Raw genomic sequence first — 14568 nt, forward strand, 5'->3', positions numbered from 1 at the left:
TACTCCGCGGAAATTACCTGACCTACTGTCAGCAACCTTCCGTTTCATCGCATATCATTTGTGTATCTCATTTAAGATACACTGTGCAGTCACGCAAGTATTATTATACACTACGTTTACCTATTTTGCAAGGGTTTTGGGAAAATTTATACGTATTTTCAGTGTAGAAATTTTGCTCCGCAAATCGCATTATTTTATACATTTCATACAATCAATCAAAACGCCGTTTTCTCTCAAGAATCTGATGCACTATTCTAATAGTATACTCCATCCGAATGTATTTTTCTCAAATTAAAAATGAATTTTGTCATCACCCTTGACATATCCGCCCCGATACTATATCATATACTTATACAAATCCTCTGTCAAACACTTTTGTCACCCGATTTTACGCGGTGTCAAGAGCATTTGGTAGAAATCTTCGGTCACATCTGCTATGATGAGTACACACCCAAAGAAAGGAGGGTACCGAATGGAACTCAGCAAGACCAAAAAAAGACTGCGCACAGAAAAGGGCTGGTCACAGGAAACTCTCGCCGAGAAAGCTTATGTCAGCCGACAGACTATCTCCAACTGGGAGAACGAAAAGAACTACCCCGATGTTCACAGCCTGCTTATCCTCAGCGACCTGTTCGGCGTGTCCCTCGATGAACTTATCAAAGGAGATGTTGAAACCATGAAAAACACTATCCACAACAAAGACGCATCTGCGCTCAAACGCGCCCAGTGGTGCGGTGTAATCGGGCTGATACTGCTTATGGCTGTTGTTACCCCCATCTATGAACACTTCGGTACTGTCGGTATGGTTATTGGCAGTCTGCTTGCAGGGGCACTAGCTGTATTTACTTTCATGTCATTCCACAAAATGGAAGCTATCAAATCCGAACACGATATCCAGACCCAGCGCGAGATAATCGCATTTATGAACGGTGAGACTCTCGACGATATCGAAAAAGCAAAAGAACAGGGGATACGCAATTCAAACCGCCGCGGAATGATAGCCGCACTTGTGATATGCGGCATAAGCATCATCGTGACCATTATCCACCTCATAGCTATGATTGTATAACATAAAGTCCCCGACCGTTCCGAACGCTCGGGGACTTAATTCTATCCTTCCACAAAAAACCGCCGCACCCCAAACGGAGTGCGGCGATAATTATTTACTTATGAAAATTACTTCTCATCAGCAGTGTTGTAGAGCTTAGCATATCTCATCAGATAGTCATATCTATCCTTAGCGTTCTGCTCAGCCTTAGCAAACAGCTTTTCAGCTCTCTCAGGGTTCTGTCTAGCGAGTGCGTTGTAACGAACTTCGCCCATGATGAACTCTCTGTAATCAGCAGAAGGAGCCTTGGAATCCAGGATGAAAGGATTCTTGCCTTCAGCCTTCAGACGAGGATCATATCTGTACAGATGCCAGTAACCAGCCTGAACAGCCTTCTTCTCCTCGGTCTGAGCGATCTTCATGCCGCCCTTGATACCGTGGTTGATACAAGGAGCATAACCGATGATGATGGAAGGACCATTGTAGCTCTCAGCCTCGTGGATAGCCTTCAGGCACTGGTTCATGTCAGCACCCATAGCAACATGTGCAACATAAACATAACCGTAAGACATAGCTATACCTGCCAGATCCTTCTTCTTAACTTCCTTACCTGCTGCTGCGAACTGTGCAATAGCACCGGTAGGAGTAGACTTGGAGGACTGTCCGCCTGTGTTGGAGTAAACCTCGGTATCGAATACGAAGATGTTTACGTCCTCACCGGAAGCCAGAACGTGGTCAACACCGGAGAAACCGATATCGTATGCCCAACCGTCGCCGCCGAAGATCCACATGGACTTCTTAGCCAGGTAATCAGCATCCTTCAGGATCTCATCAGCTGCAGCGCTCTTGGACTTCTTCAGAGCTGCGATCAGATCAGCAGTAGCAGCCTTGTTAGCAGCACCGTTATCAACTGTGCTCAGGTAAGCCTCAGCAGCTTCCTTAACAGCAGCAGCCTTAGTGGTCTTGCTCAGTTCAAGAACCTTAGCGATAGTTCTGTTTCTGATTGTGGACTGAGCCAGGAACATACCGTAACCGTACTCAGCGTTATCCTCGAACAGGGAGTTAGCCCAAGCAGGGCCCTTGCCTTCCTTGTTGGTGGTGTAAGGAGTCGAAGGAGCGGAACCACCCCAGATAGAGGAGCATCCAGTTGCGTTAGCGATGTACATTCTGTCGCCGAACAGCTGTGTGATGAGCTTAGCATAAGGAGTCTCACCGCAGCCTGCGCAAGCGCCGGAGAATTCAAGCAGAGGCTGCTTGAACTGTGAGCCCTTAACAGTTGTCTCCTTGAACTTCTCGAATACCTCAGGCTTCTCAGCCAGAGTCAGAGCGTAGTTGAATACTTCCTGCTCAGCAAGCTGGCTCTCCAGAGGCATCATGTTCAGAGCCTTGTTGCCCTTCTTGCCGGGACATACGTTTACACAAGAACCGCAGCCTGTGCAGTCCAGAGCAGACATAGTCATAACGAAGTTGTATCCGGGCATACCAGTTACGGGTACTGCCTTATCCTGTGCCAGCTTAGGAGCCTTCTTCAGCTCGTCATCTGTCATGATGCTGGGTCTGATAACTGCATGAGGACATACATAAGAGCAGAAGTTACACTGGATACAATTTGCACCATCCCAAGCGGGAACGTCAACAGCTATACCTCTCTTCTCAAATGCAGCGGAACCCTGAGGGAACACACCGTCAGCCATGTGAGTGAATGTAGATACAGGCAGCTTGTCGCCTTCCTGTGCGTTGCAGGGGATCTGAATGTTGTTAACGAAATCCTGGAGGGTCTTGTTAGCACACTTAACAGCCTTAACGCCCATAGGAGTATCCTTAGCCTTTTTCCAAGCAGCGGGTACCTTGACCTCAACTACCTGCTGGCAGCCTGCGTCGATAGCGTCGTGGTTCATCTTAACGATAGCTTCACCCTTCTTGGAGTAAGAAGCAGTAGCAGCGTCCTTCATGAACTTGATAGCGTCTTCCATAGGAATGATGCCGGAAAGCTTGAAGAATGCAGACTGGAGAACAGTGTTGATCCTGTTGCCCAGACCGATCTCCTTACCGATCTTAACGCCGTTGATTGTGTAGAACTTGATGTTGTTCTCAGCGATATATCTCTTGACCTGGCCGGGGAGGTGCTTATCCAGCTCCTTCTCGTCCCACTGGCAGTTCAGCAGGAATGTTCCGCCGGGCTTGATATCCTGTACCATGTTGTACTTGGTGATGTAGGACTCGTTGTGGCAAGCTACGAAATCAGCCTGGTTGATGAGGTAAGTAGACTTGATAGGAGTCTTACCGAATCTCAGGTGAGATACTGTAACACCACCGGACTTCTTGGAGTCATATGCAAAGTAAGCCTGTGCATACAGATCGGTGTGGTCGCCTATGATCTTGATGGAGTTCTTGTTAGCACCAACAGTACCGTCAGCACCCAGACCCCAGAACTTACAAGCAGTTGTGCCTGCAGGAGCGGAATCCAGCTTGCCCTCGCTCTCGAGAGAGAGGTTGGTAACGTCATCCTTGATACCCAGTGTGAATCTAGGCTTATAGGTGTCCTTTTTGTAGGAATTCCAGTAAGCAGCCTTGATCTGGTCAGGAGTTGTATCCTTTGAACCCAGACCGTATCTGCCGCTTGCAACGGGTACATTGTGGAACTGTGTGTTCTTCAGTGCAGCAACAACGTCCAGATACAGAGGCTCACCCAGAGAACCGGGCTCCTTGGTTCTGTCAAGAACGGTGATCTGTTCAGTAGTGGAAGGCAGAGCTGCAACAAGTCTGTCAGCTGCGAAAGGTCTGTAAAGTCTAACCTTAACGAGACCCAGCTTTGTGCCCTCGTTAGCGTTCAGGTAATCGATAGTCTCTTCGATAGTATCGCATACAGAACCCATAGCAACGATTACATGGTCAGCATCCTCAGCACCATAGTAGTTGAAGAGCTTGTAATCTGTACCGATCTTAGCATTTACCTTAGCCATGTAATCCTCAACGATACCGGGAACAGCATCATAGTAAGGATTGCAAGCTTCTCTTGCCTGGAAGAAGATGTCAGGGTTCTGTGCAGTACCCTTGAGGATAGGATGCTCAGGATTCAGAGCATTCTTTCTGAATTCCTCGATCTTCTCGAAGTTGGTCATCTCTCTTACATCTTCGATATCCCATGTTTCGATCTTCTGTATCTCGTGAGAGGTACGGAAACCGTCGAAGAAGTGCAGGAAAGGAACTCTGCTCTCGATTGTAGAGAGGTGAGCAACAGTACCCAGATCCATAACTTCCTGTACGTTGGATGAACACAGCATAGCGAAACCTGTCTGACGGCAAGCATATACGTCAGAGTGGTCGCCGAAGATGTTCAGTGCGTGGGAAGCTACACATCTTGCAGAAACGTGGATAACGCAGGGAAGAAGCTCGCCGGCGATCTTGTACATATTGGGGATCATCAGCAGCAGACCCTGAGAAGCGGTGTAGGTGGTAGTAAGAGCACCTGCACTCAGTGAGCCGTGAACAGTACCGGAAGCACCTGCCTCCGACTGCATCTCAGCAACCTTTACGGGAGTACCGAACAGGTTCTTCTGACCCTTAGCAGACCACTGGTCTGTAACCTCAGCCATAACAGAGGAAGGGGTGATAGGATAGATAGCAGCAACTTCTGTAAAGGGATATGATGCCCAAGCAGCAGCGTTGTTACCGTCCATGGTTTTCATTTTTCTTGCCATTTAAACGATCATCCTTTCTACGGGCGGACAGCCCGACATGATTTGAGAAACGTTCTCTCAAAGGTCAGCGTATAGATTCTGGCATAACAAACAAAACGTATACGCGTTAACTCTTATAGTATAACACGTTTTTTTTGGTTTGTAAAGACCTTTTTCCGTTTTTTTGCCCCATGCGTGAAAAATTTAACAGGTAAGATTTGTGTAATTTGGTTAGTATATCCTAACCCAATCGTGCATACAGACATTCTCCTGCAATAATCTGATAAAAATAAGGACAGCCCGAAAGCTGTCCTGTCATCATCATTTATTAAGTTCGCTTTCCTTCACTGTGATATCAAAAGGCAGGGGCTTCATGGCTATCTTATCAGCCAGCTCAGTCGCTTTTTCCTCATCGAAATCTCCCGATATCTGGCATTTTCCATCCATGATAGGCTCATTTACCATAGGTGCCGATATCATCTCATCGTTCAGCCAGACAGATATAGGCATTTTCTTTTCTGAAAGTTCCGTAGTCGCATCTGCAAATAACTGTTTGCCCTCATCATCAAATTGTATAGTAACTACCCAGCGTTCAGAACCATCACCGGCATATACGTACATTTGTTTTTCACAGCTTTCGATATTCTCATTGGTAAGTATAACTTCGCCGGACTTGTCCTCGCCCTTTATGAACTTAACTATATTTGCAAGGTTCGATGTCTCAGCAAAATCTTCCGTACCCTCGGTATTATCGAACTCCAGCCTTATCTCCTTGTTTTCATAGTCCTTTTTAATAGTATGTTCGCTTTCGCTGAAAGCCTGTGAATAGCGGGCATCCAGTGCATCGGCTACCTTATCCAGCTCCGCATCGTCCGCCGCTTTTTCGCAGGTATAGGTGATATGACTGTCGAATTTGCTTTCTTCCGCCGATGACACGGCAGATTCAGCCGAAGCCTTGCTGTCCTTAGCCTTATCTTCCGTCGAATTATTACCGCACCCCGCCAGACACATAACCAGACAAACTGCCAATATCAATTTTTTCATTTTGTTACACTCCGTTCTTTATTTCTGTTTTTTGGGAAACAATAGTTTTGTTCCGAGCATAATTATATCATTTTTTGTTAACGCTGTCAAGCATATTAATATACAAAAAATATCCCCCGCTCAGTGAACGGAGGATAACAGATATTAGTCGTCTTCAGAAAAATCGAACGGTTCTTCTAATCCTATTTCTTTACATATTTCTTCTAATTTTCTGTTATAACCATCTGGGTCACCTATCTCATAAGCTACGGATTCATCCCACACAGCATATCCCCAGCCGCGTGCACACTTTCCTCCATAACCGTTATCATCATACACCATTTTACCAACTTGCTCACCTTTTGTTGTAAGGTTATAGTTTCCTGGCTCTCCATCTAAATATCCAAGTTCTTTCAGCTTAACATTAGTTTTCTGTGATGATAATCCTATCATCTCGCCGATTTTTCTAGCAGATTTATAAGCCATATAAAGTCCTCCTATTCTTCGTTTTTTGCGTTCCAATAATCTTCGTGAGATTCATAAATATTATCTCTCGAAATACTGTTCTTGTGTCCACAATTGGTGCATTTGTGAGTGTAGTTATGATCATCAAACCCGACCTGATCATTTAAATAAGCACCACACCTATCACACCACCAATCAATATTAGGAAATCTTTCACTCATCATCTTCACCCCCATTCTTTTTATCAACATTTTTCTTTTTAAAAGCGTATTTTTCCGATAATTCTCTTGCACGCTGATCTAAATACATTACTCTATCAAGTGCTTTATCTTTATTTAATACAGATAAAGCCGCATCTGCAGCCGATTTTCCTATCAGCTCTAATAACGATGGATACTTTGCTTTGATGCCAGAAACTGTAGCTTGTGAAATACCTAAATCTTTGGCAATTTGAACCTGCTTTTCTCCCTCACTTATTTTCTCCAATACCTTTTTTTCCAATTCCGATATGTCATCTATTTGGAGTTCTTTGTCGCCATCCGGATCAACTTTTTTTATATCTATGGTGATAGCATACCCATCAGATATACACTTTATGGATAATGTCTGTTTTTTTCTATCTGAAGAAACATTATCTGCATTGTCATATATATCAGCTAATTTCAGCTGCATAATTTCTGATCTTTCGATTGGTAATTTTTTTTCTTCTACCACATTAAGCACCTCATAATATAATATTAATAATATCATTTGATAGTTTATCTTGTGATGTATATCTCTTGATATTTTCTAAATAGTAGTATAGCACTCGATATTATACTTGTCAAGCACATCTCAGAAAATTAACAAAAAAACCGCAGCGCTTTCATCACCCGAAAGCACTGCGGTTACTATTACCATATTTTACCGGTTATCTTCTTATTAAACTGAAGAATGATTCTTCACATAATCCACAACATCATCAACAGTAGTGAATGCCATGCTTACGCAGGTATCAGCACAGCCGTAGTAAATAGCTATCCTGCCTGTGTCAGCGTCAACGAGGGTAGCGCAGGGGAATGTAACGTTCTGAACGTCGCCTACGCACTCGTATATCTTCTGGGGGCTCAGCAGATACTCAGCACATCTGTACTTGACCTTCCATGGCTCGTCCTTGTCCAGTATGCAAGCCGAGAAGCTGTAAACAAAGCCGTTGCAGCTCTCCAGTACGCCGTGATAGAAGCACAGCCATCCCTCGCTGGTCTCTATCGGGATAGGACCTGCGCCTATCTTCTTGGATTCCCATGCTTTAAGGGGTCCCATAACGTGTCTGTGCTCGCCCCAGTACTTCATATCGGGAGACTGTGAGATATACATATCACCAAAAGGAGTGTGACCGCTGTCGGAAGGTCTTGAGAACATTACATACTTGCCGTTGATCTTTCTGGGGAACAGCACGCCGTTTCTGTTGAAAGGCAGGAAAGCGTTCTCGCACTGGTAGAAGGTCTTGAAATCATAGGTGTAAGCCACGCCGATAGTGGGCTTCCAGCCGTAAGCGTTGCACCATGTCACCCAGAATCTGTCCTCGATGAAGCATACTCTGGGGTCATAGCCGTAGCCCCACTGGTTAGCTTCTTCGGTAGACTTGTCAGCCTGCTCAAATACTATTCTGTCAGGCTCGATATCCCAATGGATACCATCCTTGGAGAATCCTGCGTGAAGTTCCATGTTCCTGCACTTGTCGTCCACACGGAAAACGCCTGCGAACTTTCCTCTCTCGCTCTCAAAGGGAACAACTGCGCTGTTGAATATCGAGTTTGAAGTAGGCAGCTGGTCTCTGGGAATTATTGGGTTAGCGTCATATCTCCATATAACGTCCTTGCAGTCTGCGGGCTTATCCTGCCAAGGGATATTGGGAAGTGATACACCGTTGATGATCTGTGTCTTCATAATTATTCCGCCTTTCATTTTCAGTTTACATATTCTCTTGCCGATACAGCTTATAGTCATTTAAACATTTGTGTCAGCTGTTTGAAAACATTATACACAATTGTTCCGGATTTTGCAACCCCCCACCCCTGCCAAGTAATCGATTAACTCAAAATGAAAACGTATACTTCCGAAAAGTTAATAAAATGTTTACAAATGCATTTCTTCCCGAACTGTCAAAAGCTTTCTTTTAAGCGATCTGCGCAAGTATATTTTTTCTTGATCCAGATGAAAATATTGTGAAATGGGTGGAAATCCCGACAGATTTGTGTTATAATATAATTTGGTATATTTTCTGCCGTTATATGGGCAAAATACAGAATGGAGAATGTAAATGGCGATCAGATATGACAGATCGGTGATCGGGGAGGGTATGACCCTTACCCGGATAATTGACCCGAAATACAAGACCAATATCGTCAGGGTCAGGTTCGTTGTGCCTATCGACCCTGAAAACACAGGTACTAATTCCCTGCTGATGTCGCTGCTTGTGACTTCAAACTCGGAGATACGTTCAAGAAGCGAGCTTTCCTCAAAGTTCATGGGGCTTTACGGGACTTCCATCGGTTCGATAGCGGGTAATGTCAGCGATTATCAGGCTATGGGAATTTCCATGAACATGATAATGGATAAGTACACCATCGGCGGTGAGGTGATATCGGAAGAAGCAGTAAGACAACTGCTTTTATGCGTGCTCAGCCCCGATATCACAGACGGCAAGTTCAACGAGAATTACTTCAGGCTGAGAAAGCAGGAGCTTCTGGATAATATCGCGGCTTCTGTCAACGACAAGAGGACTTACGCTTATCTCAAGGCAAAGGAAGTCATCTATGAGGGCGAACCTGCGGCTAATACCGACTTCGGTACTGCTGAAAGAGCGGAGAGCATAACTCAGGAAGAGCTTATGGCGCAGTACAGATATCTGCTGGAAAGCGCAGTTATCGATATAACGGTATGCGGCGGCGGAGATATAGACAGTGCTGTTGATATGCTTAAAGAAGCTTTTTCAAAGCTGGAGAGAAAGAGTGTGGTAAAGGTCGATTACCGCACTTTATCCCCTTTGAAGAATGAGGTATGCGTTAAAGAGGAATACATGGACGTTAAGCAATGCAAGATGTTCATGGCTTACAAATCCGACTATGATGATATATATGTATGCAAGGTGATGTCCTGCCTGCTGGGCGGTTCAGCTTTTTCAAAGCTGTTCCTCAATGTCAGGGAGAAGCTTTCACTCTGCTACGGCTGTGACAGCTATTACAGTGAACTGAAAGGTGTCATGCTGATCGAGAGCGGTGTGGATGCTGTGAATATCGAAAAGGCACAGGAAGCTATCCGCGAGCAGGTAAAGATACTTCAGGGCGGCGGATTCACCGAAGAGGAGCTTGAAAATACCAAGATGTATATCAAGAGCAACTTTATGGCGAATTACGATTCCGAATGGGATATGGCAGCCTGGTACAGGGCTCAGAATTCCCGCGGGACAGCTTATACTCCCGAGGAAGTTTGCGATATCGTAGACCGCATAACAGCTGAGCAGGTGACAGAGTGTGCGAAAAGCTTCAAAGAGGACACAGTGTTCGTGCTGAAAGCAAAGGAGGATACTGCCGATGAATAAGGAGATCATTAAGAGCGAAAGATTCGGCGAGCAGTATTCGCTGATACACCACCCCTCGGGGCTTGATATACTGATATGGAAGATGGAGAACTATTCTACCACCGAAGCGGCATTCGCCACAAGGTACGGTTCGATAAATACCTGCTTCAAGACCTCTGAGACAGGAGATTTTATCGAAGTCCCCGAAGGCATAGCCCATTATCTGGAGCATAAGCTTTTCGAGAGCGAGGATATACCAGTATTTGAGCTTTACGCCCAGACAGGCGCAAGTGCAAATGCTTTCACTTTCTTTGATGAAACTGCCTATACTTTCAGCACATCGAAAAACTGGGAGAGGTCACTGGAGATACTTCTCGATTATGTGCAGAAGCCCTATTTCACAAAAGAGAATGTTGAAAAGGAAAGAGGCATAATCGCACAGGAGATTAAGATGTACGAGGATTCGCCCTCGAATGCCTGCTTTTACAATATGCTGAAAGCCATATACAAGGAACATCCGGTAAAGATCGATATCGCCGGCACAGTGGAGTCCATCGCGCAGATAACTCCCGAACTGCTTTACGACTGCTATAACACATTCTACAATCTGCACAACATGGTGCTTTCCATTGCAGGCAATGTGGACGAAGACAAGGTGATCGAGATATGCGACAGGGTATTGAAGCCTGCTAAGGATCTTCAGCTGGAATGCAAATTCCCCGAAGAGGGACGCGGTGTTGCGAAGAAGCGCGTGACCGCAAGTTTCCCTGTGGGACTTCCGTTGTTCGATCTCGGATTCAAGTCGAAAGCCTGCGACGGAATGGAGTTTGAGAGAAAGATATCGATAGCGAGAATGGCGCTGAAAATGCTGATAGGTTCTTCATCGCCCCTGTATCAGCAGCTTTTTGATGAAGGTCTGATAAACTCGCAGCTGGGATACAGTGCTTTCTCATGCAGCGGAAGTTTCTTTGTGTGCATGGTATCGGGTGAATCGAGAGACCCCGACGAGGTATACAGAAGACTTCTGGTAGAGATCGAGCGTGTTAAAAAAGAAGGCTTTGACGAAGAAACCTTCAATATAGTAAGAAAATCAAGGTACGGTTCGATAGTGAGAATGTTCGGCAGTGTTGAGGGACTTACCGATGCTATGACAGTAAGCTACTTCAACGGCACAAGCGTATTTGACGAAGCTGAACTTCTGGCAGACATAACTGCCGAGGATTGCAGGGCGGCACTTGATGAACTTTTTGATGAAGAAAATTCCGCTATATCAATAATTGAACCGACAAAGGAGTAAATTGAAATGAACATGAATGTTATGACTGCTCTCTGCACTTTGGCTGAGGATACTGCTGCGGTCAGGGAAAAACTGAAGGCTAACCCCGATAAGGTATATTTCCCGAATTTTGGCAACACGAACAATATTTTAAGAGAGGGCATATCCATCGACAGAACGGTATTTACCATTCCCGGTGTGAATTTTACAGTGTACTGGTACGGTCTGCTGATAGGTGTGGGCATACTTCTCGCAATGATATACGGCTACAAGAAGATGCGTCCCTGCGGCATTGACCCCGACAGGGCAACAGACGGTGTTATCGGCGGTGTTATCGGCGCACTTATCGGTCTCAGACTTTACTATGTCATATTCAACACCGAGGGTATTACCTTCAAGGAATTCTTTAATTTCCGCGACGGCGGTCTGGGAATATACGGCGGACTTATCGGCGCGATACTTGTGGGCGGAAGTATAATCAAGATCAAAAAGATAAGACTTTCGGCTATGCTGGACGTTACAGCACCCTGTTTCCTGATAGGACAGTGCATAGGCAGATGGGGAAATTTCTTTAATCAGGAGTGCTTCGGTGTGAACACCGACAAGCCCTGGGGAATGCTTTCCTGGAAGACAGCGCTTTTCCTTTCAGACCATGTGGACTCTCTCCCCGATGCTGACGCATTTGCACCTGTACACCCCTGCTTTCTGTATGAGAGCCTGTGGTGTCTGGTGGGATTCATACTCCTGCATCTTTATTTCAAACACCGCAAGTTCGACGGCGAGATATTTATAATGTATGCAGGCTGGTACGGTCTGGGAAGATTCTTTATCGAGGGTCTCAGAACAGATTCGCTGTATCTTGGTCATATCAGAGTTTCTCAGCTGGTCGCAGGAACCTGCGTAGTGGCATCTATCGTACTTTGGATAGTTTTCAGAAGCATTACAAAGCGTTCGGGCAATTACAAGTTCTTCTATGAGACCGAGGTATCCAAGGCTCAGCTGGCAGAATATGCAGGCTATGAGGATATGCAGAAGGAAAAGAAAGAGCTGAAAAAGAAGATAGCTGAAGCTAAGCACAAGGGCGAGAGCTTTGTGGAGCTGGAAAAGGAATACAACGAGAAATTCGGCAAGGACGCGATAAAGGCTCAGAAGCAGGCGCTCAAGGATGCAGCCGAAAAGGACAAGACAGAAATTCCCAACGATGGTTACAAGTCTATACTCGCTGATGACGAGGACGAAGATAAAAAGGACAGCAGTGAGGATTGAAAACTGCGAAGTGCCTGTAAGCACTTTCGGATACGAAATAACATATAATATATACAGGGAGGAAAAATACTATGGCAAACATTATTGACGGCAAGGCAGTATCGGCACAGGTTAAAGAGGGCATCAGACAGGAAGTCGAGGCACTGAAAGCTAAGGGCATTGAGATAGGTCTGGCAGTAGTTATCGTCGGCGATGACCCTGCTTCACAGGTGTACGTAAAGAACAAGGAGAAGGCTTGCGAGGCTGTGGGCTTCAATTCCTACAAGTATGCACTGCCAGCTGAAACTACCGAGGAAGAACTTCTGGCACTGGTAGACAAGCTCAACAATGACGATAAGGTCGATGGTATACTTGTACAGCTCCCTCTGCCCAAGCACCTTGATGACAAGATCATCATCAACAATATCCGTCCCGACAAGGACGTTGACGCTTTCCACCCTGTAAACGTGGGCAAGATAATGATAGGCGATTACAGCTTCCTGCCCTGCACACCTGCGGGCGTTATGGAACTGATAAAGTCAACAGGTACAGATGTTGCGGGCAAGGAGTGCGTTGTTATCGGCAGAAGCAATATCGTTGGCAAGCCACAGGCTATGCTGCTGCTGCACCAGAACGGCACTGTTACTATCACACATTCCAAGACCAAGAACCTTAAAGAGGTATGCGCAAGGGCTGATATCCTTGTTGCAGCTGTGGGCAGGGCTAAGATGGTTACTGCTGACTACATCAAGGAGGGTGCGGTAGTTATCGACGTTGGCATGAACCGCGACGAGAACGGCAAGCTGTGCGGAGATGTTGATTTTGAGGACTGCAAGGAAAAAGCAGGCTTCATCACACCTGTGCCCGGCGGTGTTGGTCCTATGACTATTGCTATGCTGATGAAGAATACACTGACAGCAGGCAAAGAACATCACGGAGTATAAAAGCACACAAACATAATAACATAACAAACGTAAAAGCGGCGGTTCAACATTCTGATTGAGCCACCGCTTTTTTGTTCTGTTTACGCTGCGCGTGATGCTCACTTTTGCGCTCACACGATCACGCAGTTTTTTCCACTATTTTTACCAATATACAGCTTATTATCGACTTCCTGTATCCACTCATCGATGGACTGATCTTTTTTACCTCTCGCCATGCCGACAGTCACCGTGATATTAATGACCTGACCCTCAAATTCAACAGGTGATGAAGAAATATCAGTACGCATCTTTTCAAGGATATCTGCCGCTTCATCACTATCACAGAACAGTATCAGAAATTCCTCACCGCCCCATCTCGAAATGTCACAGTTCTTGCAGGCAGAAGTCATCTTCTCCGATACAGCTTTCAGCACCTCATCTCCTGCGTTATGTCCATACTGATCGTTGATCTTCTTAAAATCGTCGATATCAGCCATCGCCAGAACAGCAGTATCCTTTACACTGCTGACTTCTTCAAGCCTTTCAAGCATAAAATGCCTGTTATAAAGGTTTGTCAGACGATCCTTGTGCGCCATATCCGTCAGCCTGATCTCCGAATTAATTATGGAACGGACCTGTGTATTTATGTATATCACCAAAAATGAAAATACGATCAGTGAATTTGAGATCAGAAATAAAAAAGAATATCTGTTATCCCTGTTATAAACAGGACCATGTATCTTGACATATCCTATTATAATAAAGTAAAACGCAGCTACACAAATGCTGATAAGCATTGGCCTTGCTGATTTTCTGCCCATTTTGAAAGCAAGATATTCAACAGCATAAATTACAGGTATCATTGAAAAACAATACAGGTGAAAACCGTAGCTTTCACCAAGACATACTGTAGTCACGCCCATATACAGGGTTATCCATGCATAAACAAGCCACAGAAAAAAACCAAGTTTATCCTTGTAGATCAGAAAATAATTAAATATATATACACACAGCGTAGGTACACTGAAATAAACAAGAAAATCAGCTTCCAGCTTATAAAAAAATATCATAAGTCCGGCAACTATGAAAAGCAAAGCAGTATTCACACCGTAAGACAACTTGTGAATATTTATATCATTCAAGGATATCGCCCCCCTTCAATATTCATAAAATTCTATATTAATAATATCATATTATGAATAATTTTGCAACAAGAAAACAATTGAACCATAAACAAAAGAACCGGGGGATTTTTGTAATAAATGACAATAAAAAAACTCCCATGACAAGACATCATGGGAGAATGAAGCAGGGGCACCAAGGATCGAACTCGGGACACGCGGTTT

11 protein-coding genes are annotated in these 14568 nt (G+C 45.0%); 5 read left to right on the top strand and 6 right to left on the bottom strand.

Annotation, left to right across the window (positions count from 1 at the left end):
- The first annotated feature begins 472 nt into the window (after positions 1-472).
- Positions 473-1069, top strand: coding sequence for a helix-turn-helix domain-containing protein (locus N773_RS0112365; protein WP_024858071.1), 597 nt, complete (start codon positions 473-475; stop codon positions 1067-1069).
- Positions 1070-1176: 107 nt separating this feature from the next.
- On the opposite strand, the gene nifJ is transcribed toward N773_RS0112365, so the two are convergent.
- The 5 genes from nifJ to N773_RS0112395 form a co-directional block, all read right to left on the bottom strand.
- Entirely contained in the window at positions 1177-4749 is a 3573-nt protein-coding gene (gene nifJ / locus N773_RS0112370) for a pyruvate:ferredoxin (flavodoxin) oxidoreductase (protein WP_024858072.1), read from the bottom strand.
- A gap of 300 nt (positions 4750-5049) precedes the next feature.
- Complete coding sequence (locus N773_RS0112375; protein WP_024858073.1) at positions 5050-5772, bottom strand: SecDF P1 head subdomain-containing protein; 723 nt, start codon at positions 5770-5772, stop codon at positions 5050-5052.
- Between the two features lie 144 nt (positions 5773-5916).
- Positions 5917-6237: a hypothetical protein gene (locus N773_RS0112380; RefSeq protein WP_024858074.1), complete on the bottom strand. Its 321-nt coding sequence runs from the start codon at positions 6235-6237 to the stop codon at positions 5917-5919.
- 192 nt (positions 6238-6429) lie between these two features.
- Positions 6430-6930, bottom strand: a complete 501-nt coding sequence (locus tag N773_RS0112390; protein ID WP_024858076.1) for a LuxR C-terminal-related transcriptional regulator — start codon at positions 6928-6930, stop codon at positions 6430-6432.
- A 207-nt stretch (positions 6931-7137) separates the two neighbouring features.
- Complete coding sequence (locus tag N773_RS0112395; protein ID WP_024858077.1) at positions 7138-8145, bottom strand: glycoside hydrolase family 130 protein; 1008 nt, start codon at positions 8143-8145, stop codon at positions 7138-7140.
- 373 nt (positions 8146-8518) lie between these two features.
- Between N773_RS0112395 and yfmF the strand changes: the two genes are divergently transcribed.
- The 4 genes from yfmF (at position 8519) to folD (ending at position 13243) form a co-directional block, all read left to right on the top strand.
- Entirely contained in the window at positions 8519-9799 is a 1281-nt protein-coding gene (gene yfmF / locus N773_RS0112400; RefSeq protein WP_024858078.1) for an EF-P 5-aminopentanol modification-associated protein YfmF, read from the top strand.
- On the top strand, positions 9792-11075 hold the full coding sequence (gene yfmH / locus N773_RS0112405; protein ID WP_024858079.1) for an EF-P 5-aminopentanol modification-associated protein YfmH: 1284 nt from the start codon (positions 9792-9794) through the stop codon (positions 11073-11075). The genes yfmF and yfmH overlap by 8 nt, the downstream gene beginning before the upstream one ends.
- Before the next feature lie 6 nt (positions 11076-11081).
- Positions 11082-12320: a prolipoprotein diacylglyceryl transferase gene (lgt, locus tag N773_RS0112410; protein WP_024858080.1), complete on the top strand. Its 1239-nt coding sequence runs from the start codon at positions 11082-11084 to the stop codon at positions 12318-12320.
- 71 nt (positions 12321-12391) lie between these two features.
- Positions 12392-13243: a bifunctional methylenetetrahydrofolate dehydrogenase/methenyltetrahydrofolate cyclohydrolase FolD gene (folD, locus tag N773_RS0112415; protein WP_024858081.1), complete on the top strand. Its 852-nt coding sequence runs from the start codon at positions 12392-12394 to the stop codon at positions 13241-13243.
- Positions 13244-13353: 110 nt separating this feature from the next.
- Here the strand turns inward: folD and N773_RS0112420 are convergent, their stop codons facing one another.
- Complete coding sequence (locus N773_RS0112420; RefSeq protein WP_242840382.1) at positions 13354-14292, bottom strand: GGDEF domain-containing protein; 939 nt, start codon at positions 14290-14292, stop codon at positions 13354-13356.
- Positions 14293-14568 lie beyond the last annotated feature (276 nt).

The organism is Ruminococcus albus AD2013, from assembly GCF_000526775.1.
In the GTDB taxonomy this organism is placed as follows: Bacteria; Bacillota; Clostridia; order Oscillospirales; family Ruminococcaceae; genus Hominimerdicola; species Hominimerdicola alba_A.

Excerpts from the sequence above, each read along its gene's own strand:
- N773_RS0112365 (WP_024858071.1), top strand. The coding sequence starts at position 473 with ATGGAACTCAGCAAGACCAAAAAAAGACTGCGCACAGAAAAGGGCTGG.
- nifJ (WP_024858072.1), bottom strand. The coding sequence starts at position 4,749 with ATGGCAAGAAAAATGAAAACCATGGACGGTAACAACGCTGCTGCTTGG.
- N773_RS0112375 (WP_024858073.1), bottom strand. The coding sequence starts at position 5,772 with ATGAAAAAATTGATATTGGCAGTTTGTCTGGTTATGTGTCTGGCGGGG.
- N773_RS0112380 (WP_024858074.1), bottom strand. The coding sequence starts at position 6,237 with ATGGCTTATAAATCTGCTAGAAAAATCGGCGAGATGATAGGATTATCA.
- N773_RS0112395 (WP_024858077.1), bottom strand. The coding sequence starts at position 8,145 with ATGAAGACACAGATCATCAACGGTGTATCACTTCCCAATATCCCTTGG.
- yfmF (WP_024858078.1), top strand. The coding sequence starts at position 8,519 with ATGGCGATCAGATATGACAGATCGGTGATCGGGGAGGGTATGACCCTT.
- yfmH (WP_024858079.1), top strand. The coding sequence starts at position 9,792 with ATGAATAAGGAGATCATTAAGAGCGAAAGATTCGGCGAGCAGTATTCG.
- lgt (WP_024858080.1), top strand. The coding sequence starts at position 11,082 with ATGAACATGAATGTTATGACTGCTCTCTGCACTTTGGCTGAGGATACT.
- folD (WP_024858081.1), top strand. The coding sequence starts at position 12,392 with ATGGCAAACATTATTGACGGCAAGGCAGTATCGGCACAGGTTAAAGAG.
- N773_RS0112420 (WP_242840382.1), bottom strand. The coding sequence starts at position 14,292 with ATGATATTTTTTTATAAGCTGGAAGCTGATTTTCTTGTTTATTTCAGT.